This window comes from Candidatus Berkiella cookevillensis (assembly GCF_001431315.2).
Classification (GTDB): domain Bacteria; phylum Pseudomonadota; class Gammaproteobacteria; order Berkiellales; family Berkiellaceae; genus Berkiella_A; species Berkiella_A cookevillensis.
In genome coordinates this window covers 2,517,657-2,541,863 of the sequence record NZ_LKHV02000001.1, presented here as the reverse complement: position 1 = coordinate 2,541,863, position 24,207 = coordinate 2,517,657, and the positions used below count along the sequence as shown (strand labels likewise).

29 protein-coding genes are annotated in these 24,207 nt (G+C 39.3%); 23 read left to right on the top strand and 6 right to left on the bottom strand.

What is annotated here, in order from left to right; genetic code table 11:
- Nucleotides 1-5 precede the first annotated feature (5 nt).
- The 19 genes from rplX (at nucleotide 6) to CC99x_RS10645 (ending at nucleotide 10,160) form a co-directional block, all read left to right on the top strand.
- Nucleotides 6-344, top strand: a complete 339-nt coding sequence (gene rplX / locus CC99x_RS10735; protein WP_057624145.1) for a 50S ribosomal protein L24 — start codon at nucleotides 6-8, stop codon at nucleotides 342-344.
- Nucleotides 337-930: a 50S ribosomal protein L5 gene (rplE, locus tag CC99x_RS10730; RefSeq protein ID WP_057624144.1), complete on the top strand. Its 594-nt coding sequence runs from the start codon at nucleotides 337-339 to the stop codon at nucleotides 928-930. The genes rplX and rplE overlap by 8 nt, the downstream gene beginning before the upstream one ends.
- A gap of 14 nt (nucleotides 931-944) precedes the next feature.
- Complete coding sequence (gene rpsN / locus CC99x_RS10725; protein ID WP_057624143.1) at nucleotides 945-1,247, top strand: 30S ribosomal protein S14; 303 nt, start codon at nucleotides 945-947, stop codon at nucleotides 1,245-1,247.
- A 25-nt stretch (nucleotides 1,248-1,272) separates the two neighbouring features.
- On the top strand, nucleotides 1,273-1,668 hold the full coding sequence (gene rpsH, locus CC99x_RS10720) for a 30S ribosomal protein S8 (protein WP_057624142.1): 396 nt from the start codon (nucleotides 1,273-1,275) through the stop codon (nucleotides 1,666-1,668).
- An 18-nt stretch (nucleotides 1,669-1,686) separates the two neighbouring features.
- Complete coding sequence (rplF, locus tag CC99x_RS10715; RefSeq protein ID WP_057624141.1) at nucleotides 1,687-2,247, top strand: 50S ribosomal protein L6; 561 nt, start codon at nucleotides 1,687-1,689, stop codon at nucleotides 2,245-2,247.
- Nucleotides 2,248-2,260: 13 nt separating this feature from the next.
- Nucleotides 2,261-2,629 (top strand): 50S ribosomal protein L18, encoded by a 369-nt coding sequence (gene rplR, locus CC99x_RS10710; protein ID WP_057624140.1) that lies wholly within the window; start codon nucleotides 2,261-2,263, stop codon nucleotides 2,627-2,629.
- An 11-nt stretch (nucleotides 2,630-2,640) separates the two neighbouring features.
- Nucleotides 2,641-3,162 carry a 30S ribosomal protein S5 gene (gene rpsE / locus CC99x_RS10705; protein ID WP_057624139.1) on the top strand — a complete coding sequence of 174 codons (522 nt, stop codon included), beginning with the start codon at nucleotides 2,641-2,643 and terminating at the stop codon, nucleotides 3,160-3,162.
- Nucleotides 3,155-3,346, top strand: coding sequence for a 50S ribosomal protein L30 (rpmD, locus tag CC99x_RS10700; RefSeq protein ID WP_057624138.1), 192 nt, complete (start codon nucleotides 3,155-3,157; stop codon nucleotides 3,344-3,346). Before rpsE ends, rpmD begins: the two co-directional genes overlap by 8 nt.
- Nucleotides 3,347-3,790, top strand: a complete 444-nt coding sequence (gene rplO / locus CC99x_RS10695; protein ID WP_057624137.1) for a 50S ribosomal protein L15 — start codon at nucleotides 3,347-3,349, stop codon at nucleotides 3,788-3,790.
- A 3-nt stretch (nucleotides 3,791-3,793) separates the two neighbouring features.
- On the top strand, nucleotides 3,794-5,128 hold the full coding sequence (secY, locus tag CC99x_RS10690) for a preprotein translocase subunit SecY (RefSeq protein WP_057624136.1): 1,335 nt from the start codon (nucleotides 3,794-3,796) through the stop codon (nucleotides 5,126-5,128).
- 16 nt (nucleotides 5,129-5,144) lie between these two features.
- Entirely contained in the window at nucleotides 5,145-5,273 is a 129-nt protein-coding gene (rpmJ, locus tag CC99x_RS10685; protein ID WP_077065367.1) for a 50S ribosomal protein L36, read from the top strand.
- 102 nt (nucleotides 5,274-5,375) lie between these two features.
- Nucleotides 5,376-5,738: a 30S ribosomal protein S13 gene (rpsM, locus tag CC99x_RS10680; protein ID WP_057624264.1), complete on the top strand. Its 363-nt coding sequence runs from the start codon at nucleotides 5,376-5,378 to the stop codon at nucleotides 5,736-5,738.
- Between the two features lie 79 nt (nucleotides 5,739-5,817).
- Entirely contained in the window at nucleotides 5,818-6,261 is a 444-nt protein-coding gene (rpsK, locus tag CC99x_RS10675; RefSeq protein ID WP_077065377.1) for a 30S ribosomal protein S11, read from the top strand.
- A gap of 29 nt (nucleotides 6,262-6,290) precedes the next feature.
- Nucleotides 6,291-6,905, top strand: a complete 615-nt coding sequence (gene rpsD, locus CC99x_RS10670) for a 30S ribosomal protein S4 (protein ID WP_057624135.1) — start codon at nucleotides 6,291-6,293, stop codon at nucleotides 6,903-6,905.
- 21 nt (nucleotides 6,906-6,926) lie between these two features.
- On the top strand, nucleotides 6,927-7,925 hold the full coding sequence (locus CC99x_RS10665) for a DNA-directed RNA polymerase subunit alpha (RefSeq protein WP_057624134.1): 999 nt from the start codon (nucleotides 6,927-6,929) through the stop codon (nucleotides 7,923-7,925).
- A gap of 62 nt (nucleotides 7,926-7,987) precedes the next feature.
- Nucleotides 7,988-8,371: a 50S ribosomal protein L17 gene (gene rplQ, locus CC99x_RS10660; RefSeq protein WP_057624133.1), complete on the top strand. Its 384-nt coding sequence runs from the start codon at nucleotides 7,988-7,990 to the stop codon at nucleotides 8,369-8,371.
- A gap of 609 nt (nucleotides 8,372-8,980) precedes the next feature.
- Nucleotides 8,981-9,247 (top strand): nicotinamide mononucleotide transporter, encoded by a 267-nt coding sequence (locus CC99x_RS10655; RefSeq protein ID WP_057624132.1) that lies wholly within the window; start codon nucleotides 8,981-8,983, stop codon nucleotides 9,245-9,247.
- A gap of 89 nt (nucleotides 9,248-9,336) precedes the next feature.
- A complete protein-coding gene (locus CC99x_RS10650; RefSeq protein WP_057624131.1) occupies nucleotides 9,337-9,591 on the top strand; it encodes a hypothetical protein in 255 nt (84 codons plus the stop codon).
- Between the two features lie 161 nt (nucleotides 9,592-9,752).
- Nucleotides 9,753-10,160: a transcriptional repressor gene (locus CC99x_RS10645; protein WP_057624130.1), complete on the top strand. Its 408-nt coding sequence runs from the start codon at nucleotides 9,753-9,755 to the stop codon at nucleotides 10,158-10,160.
- 316 nt (nucleotides 10,161-10,476) lie between these two features.
- Here CC99x_RS10645 and CC99x_RS10640 read toward each other — a convergent pair whose 3' ends face one another.
- Nucleotides 10,477-11,208: a hypothetical protein gene (locus tag CC99x_RS10640; protein WP_057624129.1), complete on the bottom strand. Its 732-nt coding sequence runs from the start codon at nucleotides 11,206-11,208 to the stop codon at nucleotides 10,477-10,479.
- 339 nt (nucleotides 11,209-11,547) lie between these two features.
- Between CC99x_RS10640 and CC99x_RS10635 the strand changes: the two genes are divergently transcribed.
- On the top strand, nucleotides 11,548-13,113 hold the full coding sequence (locus CC99x_RS10635; RefSeq protein WP_057624128.1) for an ankyrin repeat domain-containing protein: 1,566 nt from the start codon (nucleotides 11,548-11,550) through the stop codon (nucleotides 13,111-13,113).
- Between the two features lie 63 nt (nucleotides 13,114-13,176).
- Here the strand turns inward: CC99x_RS10635 and CC99x_RS10630 are convergent, their stop codons facing one another.
- Entirely contained in the window at nucleotides 13,177-13,857 is a 681-nt protein-coding gene (locus CC99x_RS10630) for a hypothetical protein (RefSeq protein WP_057624127.1), read from the bottom strand.
- Nucleotides 13,858-14,091: 234 nt separating this feature from the next.
- Entirely contained in the window at nucleotides 14,092-16,908 is a 2,817-nt protein-coding gene (uvrA, locus tag CC99x_RS10625; protein ID WP_057624126.1) for an excinuclease ABC subunit UvrA, read from the bottom strand.
- Between the two features lie 131 nt (nucleotides 16,909-17,039).
- On the opposite strand from uvrA, the gene CC99x_RS10620 reads away from it, so the two are divergent.
- Nucleotides 17,040-18,200 carry an MFS transporter gene (locus CC99x_RS10620; protein ID WP_158003201.1) on the top strand — a complete coding sequence of 387 codons (1,161 nt, stop codon included), beginning with the start codon at nucleotides 17,040-17,042 and terminating at the stop codon, nucleotides 18,198-18,200.
- 23 nt (nucleotides 18,201-18,223) lie between these two features.
- A complete protein-coding gene (gene ssb, locus CC99x_RS10615) occupies nucleotides 18,224-18,685 on the top strand; it encodes a single-stranded DNA-binding protein (RefSeq protein WP_057624124.1) in 462 nt (153 codons plus the stop codon).
- 135 nt (nucleotides 18,686-18,820) lie between these two features.
- On the opposite strand, the gene CC99x_RS10610 is transcribed toward ssb, so the two are convergent.
- Nucleotides 18,821-19,546, bottom strand: a complete 726-nt coding sequence (locus CC99x_RS10610) for a hypothetical protein (protein ID WP_057624123.1) — start codon at nucleotides 19,544-19,546, stop codon at nucleotides 18,821-18,823.
- Nucleotides 19,547-19,771: 225 nt separating this feature from the next.
- Nucleotides 19,772-20,518, bottom strand: a complete 747-nt coding sequence (locus CC99x_RS10605; RefSeq protein WP_057624122.1) for a lysophospholipid acyltransferase family protein — start codon at nucleotides 20,516-20,518, stop codon at nucleotides 19,772-19,774.
- Nucleotides 20,519-20,773: 255 nt separating this feature from the next.
- On the opposite strand from CC99x_RS10605, the gene CC99x_RS10600 reads away from it, so the two are divergent.
- Entirely contained in the window at nucleotides 20,774-23,629 is a 2,856-nt protein-coding gene (locus tag CC99x_RS10600) for an insulinase family protein (RefSeq protein ID WP_083477314.1), read from the top strand.
- Between the two features lie 79 nt (nucleotides 23,630-23,708).
- Here CC99x_RS10600 and CC99x_RS10595 read toward each other — a convergent pair whose 3' ends face one another.
- A complete protein-coding gene (locus tag CC99x_RS10595; RefSeq protein WP_057624120.1) occupies nucleotides 23,709-24,188 on the bottom strand; it encodes a hypothetical protein in 480 nt (159 codons plus the stop codon).
- Between the last annotated feature and the right edge of the window lie 19 nt (nucleotides 24,189-24,207).

Below are 24,207 nucleotides of genomic sequence, written 5' to 3'. Positions count from 1 at the left end.
GCATTATGCGTAAAATTAAAAAAGGCGATTTAGTCAAAGTTATAACAGGTAAAGACAAAGGTCGAACAGGAAAGATTTTGTCCGTTTTGACCAAGAAAAATAAACCACAACAAGGCCTATATGTACTTGTTGAAGGGATTAATGTTGTAAAGAGACATACTCGCGGAAATCCACAACTGCAAAAACCAGGTGGAATCATCCCTAAGGAAAAGCCTATTCATAATTCCAATGTTATGTTGCTTGATCCAACCTCTAATGAGGCAAGTCGAGTTGGCATGAAGACTTTAGAAGATGGAAGAAAAGTTCGCTATTTTAAAGCTTCTAACGAGGTGGTAGATGTCTAAGCAAAAAACAACAAAAACTGCAGCAGTAAATGCGAATGTAGCGCGTTTAAAAGCAAAATATTTAGAAGTTATTGCGCCTCAGTTAATGAAGCAATTCAATTATGGCAATGTTATGCAAGTGCCAAAAATTGAAAAAATCACTCTTAATATGGGTGTTGGCAAAGCAGCTGAAGATAAGAAAATCGTTAAGTTTGCAGAAGAACAATTGACATTGATCGCTGGTCAAAAAGCAGTTATCACAAAAACAAGAAAATCTATCGCTGGTTTTAAAATCAGAGAAGGTTGGCCAATTGGCTGTAAAGTTACTTTACGCGACAACAGAATGTATGAGTTTTTAGATAGACTCGTTACAGTTGCGTTACCACGTGTAAGAGATTTTAGAGGTATTAATCCTCGTTCTTTTGATTCAAGAGGCAATTACAGCTTAGGACTCAAAGAACAGATCACCTTTCCAGAAGTTGAATATGAAAAGGTTGATAGCATTCGTGGTTTAGATATTACGATCACAACAACTGCAAAAACAGATGCAGAAGCATACGCATTATTAAAAGCGTTCAATTTACCCTTCAGGGAACAAAAAGTTTAAAGAGGCATATTAATATGGCAAGCAACCGAATGATGCGTCGTGAAGATAAGAGAATTTACTTGCAACGACATCGTGAAAAGAGAGAAGCATTAAAGCAGAAACTAAGCGATCCATCTTTGTCTATTGAAGAAAAATATCAAGTATTGTCTGAAATGGAAAAGTTGCCTAGGGATTCTTCTTACGTTCGTTTGTCTCATAGATGCAAATTGACAGGCCGTGCAAGAGGCGTTTACAGAAAGTTTGGTGTTTGTCGAAATATGTTAAGAGAACTTGCCATGCGTGGTGAAGTTCCTGGCCTAGTTAAATCAAGTTGGTAACACCTGAAAGAGGTTTATTAAAGTTATGAGTATGCAAGATCCAATTGCTGATATGTTAACAAGAATTCGAAATGCACATAAAGCGCACTTTGACAGTGTTACAATGCCTGCTTCAAAATTTAAAGCTGCTATAGCAAAAGTGCTACAAGCAGAAGGTTACATTGAGAAGTTTTCTGTTAATGATGACAAAGCAAAACCTGAGTTAACAATTCAGTTAAAATATTTTAACGGAAAACCTGTTATCGACACGATTAAAAGAGTGAGTACGCCTGGATTAAGAAGATATTTTTCCAGCGATGAAATCCCTGAAGTAATGGACGGTTTAGGTATTGCTATCGTTTCTACTTCTAAGGGCGTAATGTCAGGCCGTGATGCGCGCAAGCTAGGTCAAGGCGGCGAAGTATTATGTTTTGTGGCTTAAACTGAGTGGGATAATGATATGTCATCTAGAGTAGCAAGAAAGCCCATACCAGTTCCAAACGGTGTGGATATCAAAATAGAAGCTAGTCTTGTAAAGGTTAAGGGTTCTAAAGGCGAATTAACGCAGTCGTTAATTCAAGGTATTTGTGTTGAATATGCAAATAACGAAATAACCGTTAAACCAAGCGAAGGACTAACAAACGGTGATGCATTAGCAGGCACAACACGTGCATTGTTAAGTAACCATGTTCATGGCGTCAGCAATGGTTTTGAAAAGAAATTGGTGTTGGTAGGCGTAGGTTACAGAGCACAAGTAGTTGCTGCTGGCAAAACAACAAAGCTGAATTTGACGCTTGGTCTATCCCATCCTGTTGAATATACGGCACCGGAAGGAATTGTTTTTGAATCACCCAGCGCGACAGAAATTATCGTTAAGGGTATCGAAAAGCATTTGGTTGGTCAGGTAGCTGCGGATATTAGAAATATTCGTAAAGGTATTAGAAAACCAGAGCCCTATAAAGGCAAAGGTATCCGTTATCATGACGAACGTATTATTTTGAAAGAGACCAAAAAGAAATAACTAAGGGCAGTGTATGATTAATAAACGTTCACAGCGTTTACGTAGAAGCCAAAAAACGACTCTACACATTAAAAAACTTGGTGCTGAAACAGGTATTGCTAGACTTTGTTTACATCGCACACCTCGCCATATTTATGGCCAAATTATTGCTGCTGAAGGTGGCAAAGTTTTGGCTTGCGCGAGTAGTTTAGATAAAGAGTTACGCGCAAAGTTAAATGGCAAAAGTAAAACTGAAGTGGCGACTGAAGTTGGTAAATTACTAGCGGCAAGAGCTAAACAAGCAGGTGTTGAAAAAGTTGCTTCAGACAGAGGTGGTTTTAAATACCAAGGCCGTTTGAAAGCTTTTGTTGAAACAGTGCGTGAAAATGGCGTAAACGTTTGAGGAATCTTTTAATGTCACAATCAGCTAATGAAATTACCGAAGGACAATACGAAGAAAGACTAATTGAAGTTCGCAGAACTGCAAAAGTAGTTAAAGGTGGACGTATCTTTGGTTTCTCTGCGTTGACTGTTGTTGGTAACGGACAGGGTAGAGTTGGTGTCGGTCGTGGTAAAGCAAGAGAAGTGCCAGAGGCAATTCGTAAAGCGATGGAAAATGCTAAACGAAATCTCATTACCATCCCAATGAAAGGGGATACCCTCCATCATACAATTATTTCAGAACATGGTGCTTCAAAAGTACTCATGAAGCCTGCGTCTGATGGTACAGGTCTTATTGCTGGTGGTGCAATGAGAGCTATTTTCGAAGTAGCGGGTTTGCACAATATATTGGCAAAATGCTATGGCTCAACCAATCCGGTTAACGTTGTTCGTGCGACAATGAAGGGCTTAAAGAATTCTTATTCTCCTTCTACAATTGCGGACAAGCGTGGTAAAACGGTTGAAGAAATTACAGGCGAAAAATCAAATGTCTAATCAAGCGAAATATGTGTCTGTTACTTTAACTAAAAGTTTATCAGGCAGAAAAAAAAATCATATTGCAAGTGCCAACGGTATCGGATTAAGACGCATTAATCAGACAGTAGAGGTGCTTGACACACCTGCAAACCGTGGAATGATTAATCAAATTTCTTATATGGTTTCAGTAAGGGAGCTTTAAATGAAGTTAAATACTTTAAAGCCTGCTGTTGGTTCAAAACAAACAGCGAGAAGAGTTGGTCGTGGTCCTGGTAGTGGTTTAGGCAAGACCTGTGGACGTGGACATAAAGGTCAAAAATCACGATCTGGTGGCTACCATAAAGTTGGTTTTGAAGGCGGTCAAATGCCTTTGCAAAGACGTTTGCCAAAATTTGGTTTTTGCTCAAGAAAATCATTGTTATCACAAGAAATTCGTTTGAATGAACTTAATCAAATGGAAGTGGATACAGTGAATTTGCAGACTTTAAAAGAAGCAAATATTGTTAATGCACACATCAAATTTGTTAAAGTCATGATGAAAGGCGAAATCAACAAAGCCTTGAAGATTGCGCCAGAAGTTCGCTTAACCAACGGTGCCAAAGAAGCTATTTTGAAAGCAGGTGGCACAGTAGAGGCTGGGAATTAATTTATGAAGGGGATGGGTGGACAGCATTCGAGTGGACTAAAAGAACTCAAACAACGCTTATGGTTTGTTTTTTGGGCGCTCGTGGTATTTCGAATTGGAGCACACATACCTGTCCCAGGCATAGATCCAGGACGTTTAAGCGAGTTATTTGGAAATCTACAAAGTAATATTCTAGGTTTAGCAAATGTTTTCTCGGGCGGTGCTTTACAACGTCTATCTATTTTTGCGCTAGGGATTATGCCCTATATTTCTGCATCCATTATCATGCAGTTAATGACGGTAGTATCTCCTAAATTAGAGCAGTTAAAGAAAGAAGGCGAAACAGGTCGAAGAAAGATTGCGCAGTATACGCGCTATGGAACGCTGTTTTTAGCATTCTTTCAAGCTTTCGGTATGAGTAAAGTATTAGCAGGATCGGCTGCTATGCATACTGGCGTTATATTTTATGTTACAACAACCTTTTCTTTGGTCACAGGAACAATGTTCTTAATGTGGCTGGGTGAAAAAATCACTGAAAAAGGTGTGGGCAACGGAATATCGCTCATTATTTTTGCGGGTATTGTTTCCGGTTTGCCTGGGGCAATTGGTAATACTTTTGAACAAGTAAGACAAGGCTTAATGCAGCCTATCGCGTTGGTCTTTTTAGTTGCAGTTATGTTGTTGGTTGTCGCTTTTATCATATTTGTAGAACGTGGCCAAAGACGCATTACAGTGAATTATGCAAAAAGACAACAGGGTAAGATGATGTATGCGGCACAGCAAAGTCATCTACCTTTAAAAATTAATATGGCAGGTGTTATTCCTCCCATTTTTGCATCAAGTTTAATTTTGTTTCCTGCCACATTAGCACAGTGGTTTGGTAAAGCGGATGGCAATTTATCTTGGATGAATAACATAAGCATGGCGTTACAACCTGGCCAGCTTCCATATATTTTATTGCTAACTACCGGTATAATATTTTTCTGTTTTTTCTATACTGCTCTGGTGTTTAATCCAAGAGAGACAGCTGACAACTTAAAGCGTTCTGGCGCCTTTGTTCCAGGTATTCGCCCAGGTGAGCAAACAGCTAATTATATTGACAAAGTCATGACACGTTTGACGTTGATTGGCGCAATTTACATAACAACTGTAGCAGTAATGCCTGAGTTTTTAGTTTATCAGTGGCAAGTTCCCTTTTATTTTGGTGGAACTTCGTTGTTAATCGTTGTTGTTGTGATTATGGATTTCATTGCTCAAGTGCAAGCTCATTTGATGTCGCAACAATATGAGTCACTGCTAAAAAAAGCAAATATAAAGGGTAAAGGTGGTGGTCCAGGTGGCTTTGGATTATTAGGTTAAGATTTTTGAGGTAACCATGAAAGTTCGCGCTTCAATAAAAAAAATGTGTAAGCACTGTAAGGTTGTTAGTCGTACAAAGCGAAATAAGAAAACCTTATTCATAATTTGTAAAGATGATCCTCGTCATAAGCAAAGACAGGGTTAAGAATCATTTTCGCATATACATCTTTGACATTTGTTATACCCTCGAGTAGGATTTGCGATCCTCGCTCCGTTGTGGGTTTTTAGGAGACTATAGATTATGGCTGTGGTTCGAATTCAAAACGTTCCATTAGAACCTCGTAAGCATATTAGAATTGCTTTGCGTAGTATTTTTGGTATTGGTGCAACACGTGCTAAGGAATTATGTGAGCGCGTTGGTGTTAAAGGTGATACCAAGGTACAAGACTTAGATTTAGAAGTTGTTCGACTACTTCAGAATGAAGTTGCAAAACTTTCTACTGAAGGTGATCTCAAACGTGAAATCGCTATGCGAATCAAGCGTTTGATTGATATTGGTTGCTACAGAGGCAAGCGACATCGTAACCGTCTGCCTTTACGTGGTCAGCGCACGAGAACTAACGCCAGAACCCGTAAAGGTGCTCGTGGCAGTAAAGTTAGTAAAAAGTAAAAATCCGTTTTAACTAGTTTGGATAGTGAGCATGGTTGATAGTACTCAAATAATTGAAGAAGACACAGAACAAGGTGTAATTGGCACTGAGACCGAAGGATCAGATGGTAAATCTGGTGATAAAGGCTCTGCGAGTGGTAGTAAAGGCCGCGGTGGAAAGAAAAGGGTTAAACGCCTTGTTTCTGACATTATCGTGCACGTTTTTGCTTCATTCAATAATACTATCATCACCATCACTGATGTTAAGGGCAATGCCTTAGCTTGGGCAACAGCAGGTGGTAGTGGTTTCCGTGGCTCTAGAAAGAGCACACCATTTGCAGGTCAAGTCGCGACCGCTAAAGCAATCCAAAAGACCAAAGAACTTTATGGTGCTGAATCCGCAGAAGTTCGTGTTTATGGTCCAGGACCAGGGCGTGACGCATCTGTACGTGCTGTAAGAGATTTTGTCTCTGTAACAGCAATATACGATGTGACTGGCATACCTTTTAATGGTTGCAGAGCACCTAAGCAAAGAAGAGTTTAATTTAGTAATACAGAAATAGGCGAGTCATTATGGCAAGGTATTTAGGACCTACTTGTGCGTTATCTAGACGTTACCAAAAAGATCTAGAGCACAAAGTAAGAGATTTACAGACGAAATGTAGCCATCAAACGAGACCAGGACAGCATGGTGCTAATCGTAAACGTGACACAAACTACGCTCTTCAGCTAACTGAAAAGCAAGCGCTTAAATTTAAATATTTGGTTCTTGAAAGACAATTTAGACGACTGTACAAACAAGCTGCTCGTCAAAAAGGCGCTACAGGTGTGATCCTTCTTCAATTGTTGGAGTCACGCTTAGACAATATCATTTATAGAATGGGTTTTGCAGCTACACGTAAAGAAGGCCGCCAACTCGTTTCTCATAAAGCTATCTTAGTAAATGGCAGATGTGTTAATATCCCATCCTTTGAAGTTAAAGCTGGCGATATCGTTTCTATTCGAGAAAGATCCCGTGACCAAGTGCGCATTGTTGACGCATTAAAACATGCAGAAGAAAAAGGTTGGGTTGATTGGGTTACTGTAGATTCACAAAAATTTACAGGCGAGTATAAGCGAGTTCCTGATCGTGATGAGTTACCATCTGATATAAATGAACTATTAGTTGTAGAGCTCTACTCTAAGTAAACCTGACCGGAGGAGTGTTACATGCAACGTGCTGTGACAGAGTTTCTAAAGCCCCGCAATATTATTGTAAATCAACTTAATCCTAATGAGGCTCGAGTAACACTTGAGCCTTTAGAAAGAGGATTTGGCCATACCCTAGGAAATGCTCTTAGAAGAATTCTCCTTTCAAGTATGCCAGGTGCTGCTGCTGTTAAGGTGAAGATTGAAGGCGTACTTCATGAGTACACTACAATTGAAGGCATTCAAGAAGATGTAGTAGAAATATTACTAAATCTTAAAGGCTTAGCCTTTAGGATGCATGGAGATCATAAAGATGAAGTTGAACTCCAACTAGAAAAGACCGGGACTGGTCCAGTATGTGCACGTGATATTCAGCTCGATCATGATATCGAAATTGTAAATCCTAATCATGTGATTGCTCATATTACAAACAACGGTTCAATTAAGATGACGATTACGGTTGCGCGTGGCAGAGGCTATGAGCCTGTAATCTTAAGAAAAGTTGCTGAGAACGAAGCCGTAACTATTGGTAATTTGCAATTAGATGCTTCTTTTAGCCCAGTAAAACGTGTGACCTATAATGTAGAAAGTGCACGTGTTGAGGGTAGAACTGACCTTGATAAACTTATCATTGATATTGAAACCAATGGTACCTTAGATCCTGAAGAAGCTATCAGACGATCTGCAACCATATTGGCTGAGCAATTATCTGTGTTTGTAGATCTCAAGAGCCAAGAAAAGCCAGAAGAGCGCAAGAAAGAAATTGGAATCGATCCTATTTTAATGCGCCCTGTAGATGAACTTGAGCTAACAGTACGTTCTGCAAATTGCTTAAAAGCAGAAAATATATTTTTCATTGGTGACTTAATACAGCGCACAGAAATGGAGTTACTAAAAACTCCTAACCTGGGTAAAAAATCTTTAACAGAGATTAAAGATGTATTAGCAGCCAAAGGCCTATCATTAGGTATGAGATTAGAGGGTTGGCCACCTGCAGGGTTAGAGCGTAAAGAATCTTAATTCAACGCGCTTTAAATTAGCTAAAACGATTAAATATTTAAGATAAAAGTTTAGGTGCGAAAATGCGTCATCGTAAAGCAGGAAGAAAATTAAATAGAAATAGCAGTCATCGAAAAGCAATGTTTCGTAACATGGCCGCTTCATTACTAGAACATGAAATTATAAAAACCACTTTACCTAAGGCTAAATCATTACGCCAGGTTGTTGAGCCACTCATTACTTTAGCGAAGAATGATAGCTTAGCAAACCGTCGTCTTGCATTTAACCGTCTTAGAAATCGTGACATCGTAACTAAACTATTCAATGACATCGGACCTAAAAACAAAGCTAGACCCGGTGGTTATTTGAGAATTTTAAAATGCGGTTTCAGAGCGGGTGACCGTGCGCCAATGGCGTTGATCGAATTAGTTGATAGAGAACGTGCTAATGCGAGTGCAAACGCATAATCTCTTTTACAGCTATCATAAAATTAAGAAGCCAGGTTTTTCCTGGCTTTTTTTTGTGTGCTGTATTTTTAATATTTGCACAAAGATAATAAGATAGAGAAAATTTTAGGTTTTAAACCCTCACCAGGCTTTTAGCCCGCCTCTACCATTTTGGGAGAGGCGTTATTGATTCGTTGCACTCATCAAATCAGTTTCTGAAAAAAATGAGCGTAGCGAATGATTATTTCCTCTACCAATTTTGCTGCGAGATGCACTGCAAGGGCGGATATACTTATCGATGAGCGTTGCGAATCAGGATCCCACTTTTTGAAGGGGGACGCGCACTGATAAGTGCGCAAGGGGGATTTATGCTGGGGGCTAAGTTCAAAAAGCTAAATCCCTCTGCTCGTACAGCTACGCTGAACGAGCGTCTCCCTTTACAAAGTGAGAAAATATTCACTGTGCGAACGAAGAAAAAGACGATATTTATTAACCATAGGTTCACATTGCGAGCTAAACAATTCGCGGGCAGGCTGCGAGGCGTTCGTGACAAAGCAGTCCAAGCATTACTTGGAACAGCGACAGTTGTTCCATTTGTAAAGACCAAAAATAAACGAGGAATCATAAATAATGGCAATGAATTGGGAAGTACTAAGCTGGGGACTGGTTGTTATTTCTTTAGCAGGTAATATTTTTATTATTAAGAAAAGTGTAATTGGCCAATGGCTGTGGGCATTATCAAATATAGGCTGGATTGCTTACAATCTTACATTGAATGCTTATGCGCAAGCCTTTTTATTCTTGGTATATTTGGGCATGTGTATTTGGGGTATTCTTGCCTGGAGCAAGAAACCAAAGGAAGCGGATAGACAGATTTCTGAAGTAAGCTCAGCATAAGTTGTTTTAAGATTTTTCATCATCTCTTGAAGTAAGGCTATGTTATGTTATAACATAATTCTCTTTTGTAACTTGATAGGATGGTATAAATGAGAGTTATTAATAGTAATGAATTGCAAAATGTTGCTGGTGGATGCCCAGTTTGCCCAATCGTTCCAGGTGCATGCATTGCTGTTGGCACAACAACTGCAATTGTTGGCTACATGGGATGGGGATCATTTTGGTACGGTGTATCAACAGCATTATTATTGGGTGGTGGTTATTTAACTTATGATTACTTCAGCAAGCAGCATGATCATGCAACTGAATCTGAAGTGGCATCTGAAGTAGTAAATGTCGCTTAAAACACTTAAAAATTAAGCGTTCAATGTTCCCACTCTCTTTTGAAATATGTTTTTGAATTAGAGTGGTGCCTCGCATGTTCATTGAGTATTAAAGCTCTTTTTTTATCTGCAATTTAGATATCGCATGGAGTTGCTTAATAAAAAATCAATCCAGGATTGAAATGACTAAACAATTTCCTTCACATAAGTTAACGTCTGTTCAGGCACTGATCTATCACTCAATACAAAGCAAAACGGCACCGCAAAGTGCATATGAAATTTTAGATATGATTCGAACAACTTTGCCAAATGCAAAGCCAATGACAGTTTACCGAGCATTGTCATATCTTGAAGACAAAGGATTGATTCATAAAATACGATCTAATTCGACTTATACTTCTTGTGAAAGTACTACGCATGAAGGCAGTGCCTTATTTTTGATTTGCCAGCAATGCAAAATTGTTAAAGAAATTAATATCAAACAATCTTTGTTGCAGGTTTTACGCTCTCTTGCGCAAGAAGTGGGTTTTCCTTCACTAGGGCATAGTGTTGAGATTACAGGAAAGTGTCAGCTCTGTAGTAACGAATAACTGTTTTGGTGTTGTAATTTTTAGTATAGATTGCTTCGTCGCTATGCTTCTTGCAATGATGATTTAGGAGGTAAACGCTAATGCTCCGTCATTGTGAGCTGAGCAATCCTCACGAATTTCTACTAGGGTGTCATCCCAGAATTTTGCGAAGCAAAATATCTGGGATCCACAGGCGTTTTGCGCCTGGTAGCCCTTTGGGCTACTGGATTGTACCTTCGCTGGCATGACATATTATCTGATTTTTTCAGGATAAAAATTTTGAAAGGATCACTCTCTTTACAAAGTGGAAAAATTCATTTTCTCCGCTCATAAAAAGTTAAGCTGAAACAATTACGCCTAAGGAAAATACATAACTATTTTTTGCCGTTGCAAAAGAATCTTGAATTTCTAAAGGTGGCTGAGCTTTATGTTGGCTTGTATTTTCCCACGTAACGAGTGCTCTGAGACCTGCTTGCTTTATGAAGCGGTTTTGTTGTTGAACATCAAATAGTTTTTGAATACCACCAAATACGCGCGTATGCGTTTTCTTCTGTCTGAAGGTTCGTGATTCCGGTGCAAGCAAAGTATCATCGTTCCTGCCTACAACGAGGTCATTATGCAGTAATTTTGAACGCATAATACCTAAGCCGAAGACAAACTCTAAATGCGTCATTGGATGTGTAGGGACAAAGGCAAGCAAATCAAAATATTGGCCTTGTAGACCGCTTTCTGTTGAATGATGTTCAGAGCCATTTGCTGGAATATGGCGTCCCAGTACAATCTCATTCGGTCCTATGCGTGCTGTTTTTCCATCTCTTCGGGTGCGCTCATATCCAAATTGAAAACCAAAGAAATCCCAAAAACGTAGGCCAACTTGCACACTGGTTTGTGGCAGACTTGATTTAAACACATTGCCACCTTGATCATCTTGAAAATCCAGATCTCTGTAGCCAATGTCAGCACTTAAAAATGGTTTTGCATTCAGAGGTGCAAAACTAAAAGCAGTATTAACGGAAAGCAGTGCCGTTAGTGTGAGTGCTAATAAACATCCTTGTTTTAAGTTAATCATTCAATTCACTTCGATTAAAAATCAGAATATCAACTAATATATATGGGCGTTTAGATTCAAGCAACAGTTGTTTTACAAAGTGCTGCCAATCAAATAATTGTGGCTGTCCTGATAAGTATGGCTGTCCCAAATAAATCTGAGTGAGTTTTAGCTTAGAAGCTTTGCTGAGCGAGAGAGAATTGCTCAGTATGCTGTCAGCAATCGGCCCAAGGTGATGAAAAACCTTTCTTGTGTCTGCGCTGCCTGTTAGAGATGAAGAGCATCAGACTGTATATATTATTAAAGTAAGAAATTGAACATAGAAAAACGAAGATAATTTGTGACAATAGGGAGGTTGATATGAATTTATTTGAGGCGATTAAAAGAGGCTCATACCAAGCCGTTGAAAACTGTATAGCACGTAAAGAGCCAGTGAACATGGTGGATAATGCGGGTTTAACACCACTGCATTGGGCAGCGATTAAAAATAACCCCTTTGTCATTGAACTATTAGTTAAAAATGGCGCGCAATTAGATTGTCCTGGTACAAGACTAACTATTACTCCCTTGCATCTCGCCGCTATCCGTAATGCAAGCAGCGCCGCAGAAAAATTAATTGAGCTAGGCGCAAATCCAAATGCAGAAAATGCGTCAGGCCATTCTTCTTTAGATATTATTTTTTCTTTGAATGAAAAAGCAGATTTCATTGGTGCTTTTGCTGAGTTTATGCCAGAAGTACGTTTGGCAGATAAAATGGATTATAGCTTTGATGTATTATTGGTATTGCTAAAAAATAATGCAATTATCAAAGACGCTAAGCGTTTCAATGATGTTGTGATTAATGCTCTAATGCATGATAGAGCTGATATTGTAGCAGCAGCGCAAAGTGCTGGGTTTCCTTATAAAAAACTACAAGAAGGAATGACCTTATCTCTCGGTGGCTTTGAACTGCCTTATGAAATTGCCGTTGGTTATGATTATGCTTTGATGTTGGCAATGTCTAATGTCTCTTTAGCGTGTTTGAAATATATTCATGAGCAAGATCCAAACTGTTTTATATCCAAGACAGAAACTATTTCCGATGCCGTTGCCAGAAGCCCTTTAATTTGGGTTGTACAACAATTTCCAGAAAATGCTGTGTTTGAGGCTGCGCGCGCATTTATTGCGCTTCAGGATGAAGAAAAGTTCACATTGCAAGATCTCGACAAGCATCTGCCACGTGCTTTAAGAGCCTATCAAGAAGACATTGCTTATGGCTTTGATAGAAAAAATGAACGTTATTATATTTCTAAGGTATTGGTTGGATTGTGTGCAATCTATTTTGATGAAAATGGCGATCCTAAGAACATGCAGGAGCGTATTGAGAAATTAAAATATATGCTTGAATACTTAGATGCAGAGCACGGTATAAAAATAAGTGAGGCGGATAAAGCCGATGATTATGTGGCTAAATTTATTATTGAGTGCCCTTTAAGTATTATTCAATGTTTTATAGATGCAGGTGTTAGGTTTAGAGGTATGGATTTTCAGCGTGCACTCAGAGTACAAACTCCCGATGTGATTAAAGCGATGATTCCTTATTCTGATGTGTGCTGGAAAAATAAGGAAAATAAAGATGCATTACAAATATTGATGAATAGCAGTAATGATTTGCTCTTGGATGCAATGCCTGAACTTATTCATACGATTGAAATAGAGCAGACACGTGCTTTAGCCGCACAATTAGAAAAGACACATCTTTCTGAAGAAACATGCGAGCAGGAGATTGATAACGTACTTTGCAGTGTCCCTAGTTTTGTACCAGGCTTTCAAGCCCAATCTTCGCGAGTATCTGAGGCAGAGCATGTTGCTTCGAGTCAGGAAAAGAAGGTACAACAATCTTCTATTAAGCCTTGTACCTCGAGCGAATTCTTGCGAATGTCATAATTTATGTGTGTGGCACAAAGAGATTCTGTGAATATTTATACGGAGTCTCTTGTGCGTAGTCTGTTATTTGAGTTTATTAGAGTCAGCTTTAACCGGCGTTATGACATCACTGGTTGTGCTTTTTGCAGGAGCAAGGACTGTCCCATCCATACAAAACGCGCTCAGTCCAGCCAATATTTCTGACTGTCTTTCTTTCGTTGCTTCATTAAACTCAGATGCATACAATTTAACGTAGTTTTTTAAACTATCAATTAACGATTGCTTAATCGTTTTTTCAATCTCTGCTTGAGTTTCAGGCATATCAAATTGGAGTTTTGATAAGTTTTTAAAAGCACCTTCTCGTAGTTGCGATTTTTTACCATCAATGACTGCCGGTAAAATAGTATCAAGATGCTTTGAAATCACATCCATAATAAGCACGTATTGAATACCATATTTGCTCGCCATGGCAATTTTAACGGCATCCATCATTAGCTCGCCAGTTGTTTTTGTGCGGACTTTGTCCCACAGGTACTTAGGGCCACCACGACGGACGAACTCTTCTGCAGTCAATGCAGTAACGCCAAGTAGTAAAGGCCAGCTTGTTGTGCTTGTTAATTTTTCCATCGTGCAAAATAACTCTTTAGCTTGTTCGGGCAAAGGCCATTCTGGATGACCAATTTGTGCAAATATGTTGCCACAGATATCTTCTGGCTTTGTTGGCCACCACCAATTTGAAAAACTTTCCCATATATATCCGAACATAAGAGTACCCTTAATTTTAAAAAGATTGAGACCTAATTGAGCTTTGGCTTAAGTTTAAACAAATATGTTTGTTAGTCAACGAGTATTGTTGTGTGATAGGATGAAGTGTTCGAATTGCCAGATAAGAGTATGAATCATGTTATAGATACGCAAGAGCGTCGGGGAGGGGCAGGCGCGAAGATTGTGAGAGGGTAGCACGCGAAGCAACACCCCCTAACAACTCATATGCAAAGACTATAATATGGGTTTTAAAAATCGACCCGTATAAGAATTCTTCGTTTTAGCCACTGTTTCTGGTGTGCCAGCAACCAGTATCTGGCCGCCACCATCACCGCCTTCCGGACCTAAATCAACGATCCAGTCTGCGGTTTTAATCACATCCAAATTGTGCTCAATCACAAGAATGGTATTGCCTCGCTCTTTTAAATGTGAGAGAACTTCCAAGAGCTGTTTAACGTCATGAAAATGTAAGCCAGTCGTTGGCTCATCTAAGATATACAGTGTGTTACCCGTGTCCCTGCGGGAGAGTTCCTTTGCTAATTTGATGCGTTGTGCTTCACCACCAGAGAGTGTGGTTGCACTTTGTCCGAGTTTTAGATAAGACAATCCAACATCCATGAGGGTTTGTAGTTTGCGTGCAATCGCAGGTATTGCTTCAAAAAAGGCTAAGCCATCTTCAATGGTTAACTCTAAAACGTCATGAATGTTTTTGCCTTTATAGAGAATTTGTAAAGTTTCATTATTGTAGCGCTTGCCTTTGCAGACATCGCACATGACGTATATATCCGCCAAGAAATGCATTTCTACTTTAATGAGACCATCACCTTGACATGCCTCGCAGCGTCCACCTTTGACATTAAAGCTAAAACGTCCTACAGCATAACCTCGGGTTCTGGCTTCTTGGGTGCCGGCAAACAAATCACGGATATGACTAAAGAGACCTGTATAGGTTGCTGCATTAGAGCGCGGTGTACGACCAATGGGGCTTTGATCAATGCATACCACTTTATCCAGATGTTCTAAGCCAGAAATCTTTGTATAGTTGCCATGTTTTTCCAAACCAGCGCGGTTAAGTAAATGTGCGGCTACGGGATAGAGTGTGTCATTGATTAAGGTGGATTTTCCAGAACCAGAGACACCCGTGATACAAGTCATCAAACCAATAGGAAAATGCACAGTGACATTTTGTAAATTGTTACTGTTTGCGCCTTCAATGCTAATGGTTTTTTTAGGATCGGCTGTTTTGCGTGTTTTGGGTACTGGGATCGACAATTTTCCAGATAAATACTGCCCTGTGATAGAGTCTTTGGCTTTTTTAATTTTATCGGGAGAGCCTGTTGCTACAATAGAGCCACCATGTACACCAGCGCCTGGCCCTACGTCTACCACATAATCTGCGCATAAGATTGCATCTTCGTCATGCTCTACAACAATGACAGTATTGCCTAAATCGCGTAAGTGTTTCAGTGTGCCAAGCAAGCGTTCGTTGTCTCGCTGATGTAGCCCAATGGATGGTTCATCTAAAATATACATCACACCGACTAAGCCGGCACCAATTTGGCTGGCTAAACGGATACGTTGTGCTTCACCACCTGAAAGTGTTTCAGCGGCCCTATCTAAGGTTAAATAATTCAAACCTACGTCAATTAAGAATTTCAGTCGCTGACTGATTTCTTTGAGTATTTTGTCTGCAATTTCTTTGTTCTTACCTTTTAATTTTGTTTTTTCAAAAAAAGATAAGCAATTAGTAATGGAAAGTGCAGTTACATGAGACAAGGGTTGTTCATTAATAAATACATTTCTGGCATATAGATTTAAACGTGTACCTTTGCATTCTGGACACGGTTGATTAGCGACATAACGCGCAAGTTCTTCTCGAATAAATTCTGAATCGGTATCACGATAGCGACGTTCAAGATTAGGAATAACGCCCTCAAAGGTACTTTTCTTGCGGCGTACGCCACCTTGATCGCTTTGATAGCTAAAGGTAATTTCTTCTTCACCACTGCCGTACAACAATAAGTTTTGGATTTTTTTAGGAAGGTTTTTATAAGGTGTTTCTAAATCAAAATCAAAATGTTTTGCCAATGATTTTAAAATACTAAAATAATAAGGACTTCTTCTATCCCAGCCCCGAATTGCGCCACTGGCAAGCCCCACGTCGGGCATTTGTACTACGCGATTGGGATCGAAAAATTGTTTGTGTCCTAAACCATCACAATGCTCGCACGCACCCGCTGGGTTATTAAAAGAAAATAATCGTGGTTCTAATTCAGGTAAGTTATAGCCGCATTCAGAACAGGCATACTTAGCAGAAAATAGAATTTCTTCATTGCTGTCAAGATTATGAATGTGTGCCAGTCCTTGACTTGTGTTTAAGGCTGTTTCAAAAGAGTCGGCCAAACGTACGCGGAGATCTTTGCGCACTTTGATGCGATCGATGACCACTTCAATACGATGCTTCTTTTTAGGATCTAATTTGGGGACAGATTCAAGCTCATGAAAAGTGCCATTGATACGTATACGCACAAAGCCTTGGCTTTTTAAGTTCTCAAATAATTTGTTATGTTCGCCTTTTCGATCGCGAACAATCGGAGCCATTAAGATAATTTTGCTGTCTTCGGGATAAGATAAGACATGATCAACCATTTGCGTAATGGTCTGCGCTTCTAGCCCAATATGGTGTTCTGGACATTTAGGTTGTCCTACACGTGCATACAATAAACGCAAATAATCATAAATTTCTGTGACAGTCCCCACAGTGGAACGTGGATTATGGGAGGTTGTTTTTTGTTCAATGGAGATAGCGGGTGATAGCCCTTCTATATGGTCAACATCTGGCTTTTCCATGACAGAGAGGAACTGTCTTGCATAGGAAGAGAGTGATTCAACATAGCGACGTTGACCTTCTGCATACAATGTGTCAAAAGCAAGCGAAGATTTACCAGAACCAGATAGACCCGTGATGACAATGAGTTTGTCGCGAGGAAGGCTCAGATCGACCGCTTTGAGGTTGTGTGTGCGTGCACCTTTGATTGTGATTTGATCCATAATGACCTATTTTGCGATCTAAGCTTTCCGCAAATTGAACAAACTTGTTAATATACGTTGATTTAATCTGATAAGAAAGTCAGGAGAAGATCTTGCCGACTATGTTGCCTAACGAAATAAGAACAACTTTTATGATTGGGTTGATCTTTGCCTCAAGAATGTTAGGCATCTTTATGATTTTTCCTGTGTTAGCTTTATATGTAAATCATTATCCCGATGCTTCCATGACTTTAGTTGGGTGCGCACTTGGGAGTTATGGCTTACTTCAGGCATTACTGCAATTACCGTTGGCAGCTTTATCAGATAAATATGGTAGAAAACGCGTTATACTGGCAGGCTTGTGTTTATTTGCCTTTGGCAGCGTGATTGCAGCGAGTGCAACTACACTGTGGGGCATTACCATAGGGCGTGCTATCCAAGGTGCAGGCGCCATTGGCGCAACATTACTCGCCTACTTATCAGATACAACTCGACCGGCTGTCAGGACGCGCGCCATGGCAATTGTGGGTATTTGTATTGGCGCAACCTTTACATTATCGGTTGCCATTGGTCCCATTGTGGACGCCTATTTTGGAATAAAAGGATTATTTTGGTTAACTGCGGTTTTGGGATTGTTTGGTATGGGATGGGTCATGCGTATGCCATCGCAGCAAGCGGATGCTGCTCTGCTCCAAACACTTTCTTTTGCACCCAAAGAATTGGCAGTTGCAATCCATCATCGTCATTTATGGCGTTTATATTTGAGTATATTTGTGTTGCATGCGGTATTAACGATGAGCTTTTTGGTGGTGCCGCATAAAGTGCAAGCAATATTGGCATTAGATAAGGCGCAAAGTTGGCAATTTTATGTGCCTGTGCTGATAGGCTCATTGTTGTGTGTTGGGCCATTTTTGAGAAGAGCGGATGATGAGGCTGCGCAAAAAAAAGGCATTATGGTTGCTGTGATTGGCTTGTTTTGTGTGATGCCTATTTGGCTACAAACACAGCAGACAATTATCTTTGTAATAATGAGTGTCTTATTTTTTGCATTTTTTAACTATTTAGAAGCCTCTATGCCAGCGATGGTCTCGAAAGTTGCACCGAGTACAAGACGAGGATTGGTATTAGGCGTGTATTCTTCTGTGCAGTTTTTAGGGTTGTTTTTTGGGGGAGTCATTGGTGGTGTACTGTGTCAGTATTGGCCAAATTGGGGCGTTGCTGTTTTGAGCACTATGTTACTAGGCTTATGGCTTATGGTGATCTCAAACATCTCTTTTAAAAAAACATATGAATTTGGTGAGCAAAAAATTTAAATATCCAGAACGGAGGAAATAGTATGGCTCGAGGTATTAATAAAGTAATATTAATCGGTAATTTAGGTGCCGATCCTGAAATGCGCTATATGCCAAGCGGTGGTGCTGTGGCAAATATAACGGTTGCAACGTCTGAAACATGGAAAGACAAACAATCGGGTGAAAATCAAGAGCGCACTGAATGGCATCGTGTGGTGTTTTTCAATCGCTTAGCGGAAATCGTTGGTGAATATTTACGCAAAGGCAGTAAAGTATTTATCGAAGGTAGTTTGCGTACGCGTAAGTGGCAAGATCAAAGTGGTGTAGATCGCTACACAACGGAAATCGTTGCTGCAGATATGCAGATGTTAGATGGTCGTGGGGGTGCGTCTGCTGAATATACGCCGCCTGCTTCTGAACATGCAGCGCCTCGTTCTTCTGCGAAATCACAACAATCTCAAGCTGCGCCTGCGCATGAAGAGTTTGATGACGATATCCCGTTCTAGTATTGCTGAAATATAATGTCGATAAAAAATCCTCTACTATTTATAAAAGATAGTAGGGGATTTTTTTGATATGGGGAACAACAAGATGGTAGACAAAACAGATGAATTTTATGAGTTTTTTTATTTAGATAAGAATTAACTAAAAGAAGGTGTAACAGGTTGAGCAACTGTCACTACATTGCTTGTATTTGCAGGTGCGTCATCTTCTTCAGGTGCCAATGCCAATTGCTGGAATTGTAGCAGGAACGTTGGCGCTTCATCATCAGAAGAAGAATCTGAAAAAGAAGGCCAACTGATATCTGAGTCGTCGTAAGGTTCTGGTGTAGTCGCTAATCGTTTGGCAAAACGCGTCTGCAAGTCGACGTTATCATCATCGCTGTTGTCAAAACAGGTATACACTTTCATAGAGGCATTGATAATGTCTCGTAAGCTTGAGAATTTGGATTCTATTTCACTAAACTGCATAATATGTGCTTGAAGGGTTGCTAGAAGTTTAACCTTTTCTGCCATACGTCCCAAAATTGTTTCACAGACACTCAGTGTTTCTTCTAAAGCAACGATCTGTAAAGCGGGTAAACTTGAACATAAAACAGAGCCAGCAACTTCGGAAAGATGTGCTTGATGTTGGTTGATTTGATCAAGTGCCGCTATATTTGCTGCTAATTCTCCGGGGATCAGTTTATATTGTTGCACCAGTTGAGTATGTTCCGCCATCGTGTTATCAAAGGCAGGTTTAACAAAGTCTTCGCTTGTATTAAAAGCGTTGTATTGTAAAGAGAGGGCTGCTTTCTGCGTGGTTAATGATAACGCAGTATTTTCAAGTAGTGCTTTAAGTTCGAGAATTGTTGTGGGTAATGGCATAAAATACTGTAAAAATGATAGAAAATACCGAATTCTAAACTATTTTTTATGGATGTGCTACGTCTTATGTCATTTTAATCTCTAAAAACCAGAGGAAACTAATTGTATATGCACATTGTTGCTTTGTTCATATGAGCGGTTTAATGATAAAATATTATCTGGAAAATATAGCTAGATTAGAAAAAATCTTAATAAGTGTCGTGTAAAAGAATCCAAAGACAGTATCTAATCTAAATAGCGACGTTGCCAATCAAGATAGCGTTGTTCTACATAGTGGCATAATTCTTGTTTGTTTTTAAAGTTTTTGGGATCTATTGCATCATAGACATAATAATTGGCGCGTCTGTTTTGGGCGGTGATGATCATCCATAATTTATAGAGTAAATGTTGATGCTGCCATTCAAAGGATTCTTGAGCCTCATAATGTATAAAAACAGGCAATAAGGGTATGCCTGATTGTATCGCAACTTCAAAAATACCAAATCGAAAAGGCGTATAAATACGTCTGCCTTTACAGCCCCCCTCAGGGTAAATACCAATAGAATCTCCAGCTTTTAAGGTATCGAGTAATCGGTTCGATGCATCTTGTCTGGATTCTTTGTTTTCTCTGTCAAAATAAAGCGTGCCAGCAGCGCGACTGATTCTGCCTACAATTGGCCAATGTTCTACTTCTTTTTTTGCTAAGAAGCGTGCTTTGAACAAAGCAGGCATACCCACATCTTCAAAGGCAGAAGGGTGGTTGGCAATTAAAATATATTGTTTGGGAAGTGGCTTATGATTTTTTTGGTGTAAAAATAAATCGACCCTGAGTGCGCGTGCAAAAACATTGCACCAGTAATGAAAAACAGGTGAATACCATTTTTTAATAATTTTTTTAGGTAAATAACTTGATAAATAGAGAAGACCAGTTAATAGTGTTAAATCTATTAACCCAATCAGTGTGCGTATAAAATAAGAGATAGATAAGATCATAGTATTATTAGAGTAGCAATAATTACGGTTATCTGCCTATAGTCATTTAGAAGTTGTCTCAAAAATGCTATTTTTCGTTGATCCTTCGTTGCCACTCCTTTTGCGCTGCTTAAAGAATCTGCGCCTTGGCTGAACGAAAAATCACTATTTTTGAGGCAGCTTCTAGTCATTGTGTGTGTATTTTGGTTGCGCACATGAATTTTTATAATCTGTTAGAATTTATAGTTTTCGCACATAATTAAAAGGCAAGGGAAAATGAGTGAACACCTTAAGTTAAAGTACCTACTTCATTTTATTGTTAACAGCATGATAGGGATGGTTATTTCATTTATGGCATATGCACATCAGATAGAAAAAAGTCCAAACGATATTCGCATCTATCAATATCTTGAACTTGAGAATGGACTCAAAGCAATTGTGGTGCAAGATCCTCAAGCCATTAAATCTGCATGTAGTTTGGAAATCAATGTGGGTAGTTTTGATGAGCCTCAGGAGATGCCAGGGCTTGCACACTTTTTAGAGCACATGATGTTTTTAGGTACTGAGAAGTTTCCAAATACCGATGAATTTCAGACAATTTTGGATCACCATGGTGGCATATTTAATGCCTATACAGGTGGCGATAGAACGCATTATTATTTTAATGTGCAAACAGGTGCTTTTAAAGAAGTATTAGTGCGATTTTCTGAATTCTTCAAGACACCTTTGTTCAATCAAGAGTTGATGGACAGAGAGCGAAAAAATGTAGATTCAGAATTTCAAATGTATTTAAATCAAGACAACTGGCGTATGTCTGATGTGAATAAGGAAACCAGTAATCCAGCGCATCCATTTAGCCGATTTAGTGTAGGTAATTTGCAAACCTTAAGCAAAGACAAAGCTGCTTTACACAAATCATTATTGAAATTTTTTAATGAATACTATAGTGCAGATAGAATGACTCTGGTGCTTGTCGGTCCTGATCCTATTGCAACACAAGCAGATTTTGTGAAAACCTATTTTTCTCAAATCAAAAAAGTAAAGACGCCACCGCCTGTGCGAAAAGCAATGTTTGAAAAAGAACAGCTGGGTGTAGATATTACAATGCAAGCAAAAGGGAGTTCGCGTCAAATGGTATTGCTTTTTGCAATGCCTAGTTTTGAAAAATACTACCAAGAAAAACCGTTGCATCTGCTGAGTCAAATTTTAGGCTATGAGGGCGAGGGTAGCTTGTATGATGTCTTGAAAAAACAAGGTTGGATTACCGCATTGGTGAGTTCAACCGATGAAAATCCTGAATCACAAGATTTGTTACAATTACAATATTATTTAACGCCTGAGGGTATCAAGCATATTGATGAGATCACAGATTATTCTTTTCAAATGATTCAAGAGATAAAGCGTACAGGCTTCCCTGAGTCTTTCTTTAATGATATTAAAGCAATACATGCCTTAGAATTTAATTATCTTGAGCGTCAGCCTGAGACCGAGTTAGCCTCTGATTTGGCGCATCGGTTACAAGAATACTCTCCAGAGACCGTTATCACGAGTAATTTTCTAATGAAAAACGTGAGTTATGAGCAGGCACAAAAACCTTTAAAAGAGGCATTGAATTATCTAAGCCCTGCGAATGTACGTCGCTTTGTCATCAGTCCAGAATTAAAGGGGGACCGTGAAACCAAATGGTTTATGACTTCTTTTAGCCTTAAACCTTTATCTCAGAAATTTCCTACCACTCATTCTTTGCAAGGTGCATTAGCCTTACCTGCAAGCAATCCTTATATTCCTGAAAATCTAAAAATACAAACGCAGGATCGAGTCGCATCTGGTGATAAGCCAAGTTTAGATACTTCTGTAAAGGGCGTGAAAATCTGGCATTTGAATGACAAGCGGTTTCGCTATCCTAAGGCCAATATTTTTGTCAATTTGGTGAATCCAATCAGTTTGGATACCCCCAAGCATCAGATGGTTTCTAATTTGTTTAGCCAGTTAGTGATGGAAAAGCTGAAGCTCAAGCTTTATTCCGCTATTATGCTTGGTGAAGATATTAAACTGTATAGTCATCCGAGAGGAATGACGATTCAATTAAGTGGCTATAGCGATAAGCAAAATCTGCTTTTAGAAACCTTAATTTCCTCTTTGCTTGCTTATGAAGTGGATACTGTTGATTTCGAATTATTAAAAGAACGTCAAATCAGAGATTTGAAGAATTTTGATCAATTGCCACCGTTTAGACAAGCCGTGCAAGGTATCAGCCCATTATTTGTGGCACCTAATTGGCATGTAGAGGAATTGCAAGCGGGATTAGAACAAATCACTGCACAAGATATTGTGGATTTCAAGCGCAATTTTCTTGCCAATGTTCAATTAGAAATGCTGGTGAATGGTAATTATTCAAAGAAAGAGGCTGAAGTCTTGGCGCAAGCTGTTGCTGGTCGTATGGTGCTAAATACTGAAGATAAGCTTATACCGCCACCGCTGGTTTATCAGCTTCCATATGATAAATTGAGGTTTAAGACTTTAAATACAACGGATAAAAATCATGCGCTTGCATTGTATGTACAAAATAATGATGCCAGCATCGATGCGATGGCCAAAGCCTTTGTATTATCAAAGTTATTGATGACCCCGATGTATCAAGCTTTACGTGTTGAAAAGCAAATTGGTTATGCGCTGGGTGTGTCTTTAAGTTTGCAACAGAGAGTAGCAGGACTGGTCTTCTATGTGCAATCTCCCAATTATACGCCTGATAAAATATACGAGGAATTACAGACATTCTGGCAAGGCTATGGTTCTACGATTACACAGTTACGGGCAGAAGAACTAAAATTTGTGCAAACATCCTTATTTAATGAGTTAATGGATCCACCGAAGACTTTGAATGAACAGTCGATACGTTTTTGGCCAACCATTGAAATTGGCCGCAATGATTTTGATCTAAGGCAGAAAATTGCCCAATCGATTGAAAAGTTAACTGTCGCAGACGTTCAGGCTTATTATCAGAGTCTGATATTAGATAATAAAGCAGGTAAAGTAGCGGTTGTATCGAAGATGACGCAGATTCCAACAGAATGGCAGGCTTTAGATGATTGGCAAATATTAAAAGAAAAGGTGAAAACTTTTAGTTTTTGATCCATAGAGGAAGGAAAATGACTCTTTGTGTGCCATATGGCATGCAAAGAGGTGTTCTTTGACGTGAGTCGTTATTCAATTATTTCATTGGCTGATCAGGTTGTTTTTTAATAGGATGAACATTTTCTGATTTAACCGCTTGAATGGCGCGTAGTTTTGCATTCGGACATAAGAAAATAACATTGCCGGATTCGTTGAAATAGAAACGAACGTTCTCGGTAATTTCTCCCAAGGGGCGATAGCACATGGCCATTGATTCTTGAGAGGGTGGGTTAATGACTTCAACCCCGATTGCTTCTAAACGTTGTGTTAAATTTTCAATAATTTCAGTATTATCAACCCGTGGGTTTACGCGCACATGGTTGAGCTCGAATAGAACATTTTTTAGATCCAGCAAATAATTATTTACCGGATAAATAATGCCTTCTGCAAGTGATTCAACTCGTACACACTCGATAACATAGAGTGAATCATTTAATACAAACTCATATAAATCTGTTGTATGTGCAGGATTTACACGAGTGGCATTGATTAATATTTCGCGAGCGTTCTCTGTCATACCTTATTCATCGGCGCGC

Excerpts from the sequence above, each read along its gene's own strand:
- rplX (WP_057624145.1), top strand. The coding sequence starts at position 6 with ATGCGTAAAATTAAAAAAGGCGATTTAGTCAAAGTTATAACAGGTAAA.
- rplE (WP_057624144.1), top strand. The coding sequence starts at position 337 with ATGTCTAAGCAAAAAACAACAAAAACTGCAGCAGTAAATGCGAATGTA.
- rpsN (WP_057624143.1), top strand. The coding sequence starts at position 945 with ATGGCAAGCAACCGAATGATGCGTCGTGAAGATAAGAGAATTTACTTG.
- rpsH (WP_057624142.1), top strand. The coding sequence starts at position 1,273 with ATGAGTATGCAAGATCCAATTGCTGATATGTTAACAAGAATTCGAAAT.
- rplF (WP_057624141.1), top strand. The coding sequence starts at position 1,687 with ATGTCATCTAGAGTAGCAAGAAAGCCCATACCAGTTCCAAACGGTGTG.
- rplR (WP_057624140.1), top strand. The coding sequence starts at position 2,261 with ATGATTAATAAACGTTCACAGCGTTTACGTAGAAGCCAAAAAACGACT.
- rpsE (WP_057624139.1), top strand. The coding sequence starts at position 2,641 with ATGTCACAATCAGCTAATGAAATTACCGAAGGACAATACGAAGAAAGA.
- rpmD (WP_057624138.1), top strand. The coding sequence starts at position 3,155 with ATGTCTAATCAAGCGAAATATGTGTCTGTTACTTTAACTAAAAGTTTA.
- rplO (WP_057624137.1), top strand. The coding sequence starts at position 3,347 with ATGAAGTTAAATACTTTAAAGCCTGCTGTTGGTTCAAAACAAACAGCG.
- secY (WP_057624136.1), top strand. The coding sequence starts at position 3,794 with ATGAAGGGGATGGGTGGACAGCATTCGAGTGGACTAAAAGAACTCAAA.
- rpmJ (WP_077065367.1), top strand. The coding sequence starts at position 5,145 with ATGAAAGTTCGCGCTTCAATAAAAAAAATGTGTAAGCACTGTAAGGTT.
- rpsD (WP_057624135.1), top strand. The coding sequence starts at position 6,291 with ATGGCAAGGTATTTAGGACCTACTTGTGCGTTATCTAGACGTTACCAA.
- CC99x_RS10665 (WP_057624134.1), top strand. The coding sequence starts at position 6,927 with ATGCAACGTGCTGTGACAGAGTTTCTAAAGCCCCGCAATATTATTGTA.
- rplQ (WP_057624133.1), top strand. The coding sequence starts at position 7,988 with ATGCGTCATCGTAAAGCAGGAAGAAAATTAAATAGAAATAGCAGTCAT.
- CC99x_RS10655 (WP_057624132.1), top strand. The coding sequence starts at position 8,981 with ATGGCAATGAATTGGGAAGTACTAAGCTGGGGACTGGTTGTTATTTCT.
- CC99x_RS10650 (WP_057624131.1), top strand. The coding sequence starts at position 9,337 with ATGAGAGTTATTAATAGTAATGAATTGCAAAATGTTGCTGGTGGATGC.
- CC99x_RS10645 (WP_057624130.1), top strand. The coding sequence starts at position 9,753 with ATGACTAAACAATTTCCTTCACATAAGTTAACGTCTGTTCAGGCACTG.
- CC99x_RS10640 (WP_057624129.1), bottom strand. The coding sequence starts at position 11,208 with ATGATTAACTTAAAACAAGGATGTTTATTAGCACTCACACTAACGGCA.
- CC99x_RS10635 (WP_057624128.1), top strand. The coding sequence starts at position 11,548 with ATGAATTTATTTGAGGCGATTAAAAGAGGCTCATACCAAGCCGTTGAA.
- CC99x_RS10630 (WP_057624127.1), bottom strand. The coding sequence starts at position 13,857 with ATGTTCGGATATATATGGGAAAGTTTTTCAAATTGGTGGTGGCCAACA.
- uvrA (WP_057624126.1), bottom strand. The coding sequence starts at position 16,908 with ATGGATCAAATCACAATCAAAGGTGCACGCACACACAACCTCAAAGCG.
- CC99x_RS10620 (WP_158003201.1), top strand. The coding sequence starts at position 17,040 with ATGATTGGGTTGATCTTTGCCTCAAGAATGTTAGGCATCTTTATGATT.
- ssb (WP_057624124.1), top strand. The coding sequence starts at position 18,224 with ATGGCTCGAGGTATTAATAAAGTAATATTAATCGGTAATTTAGGTGCC.
- CC99x_RS10610 (WP_057624123.1), bottom strand. The coding sequence starts at position 19,546 with ATGCCATTACCCACAACAATTCTCGAACTTAAAGCACTACTTGAAAAT.
- CC99x_RS10605 (WP_057624122.1), bottom strand. The coding sequence starts at position 20,518 with ATGATCTTATCTATCTCTTATTTTATACGCACACTGATTGGGTTAATA.
- CC99x_RS10600 (WP_083477314.1), top strand. The coding sequence starts at position 20,774 with ATGAGTGAACACCTTAAGTTAAAGTACCTACTTCATTTTATTGTTAAC.
- CC99x_RS10595 (WP_057624120.1), bottom strand. The coding sequence starts at position 24,188 with ATGACAGAGAACGCTCGCGAAATATTAATCAATGCCACTCGTGTAAAT.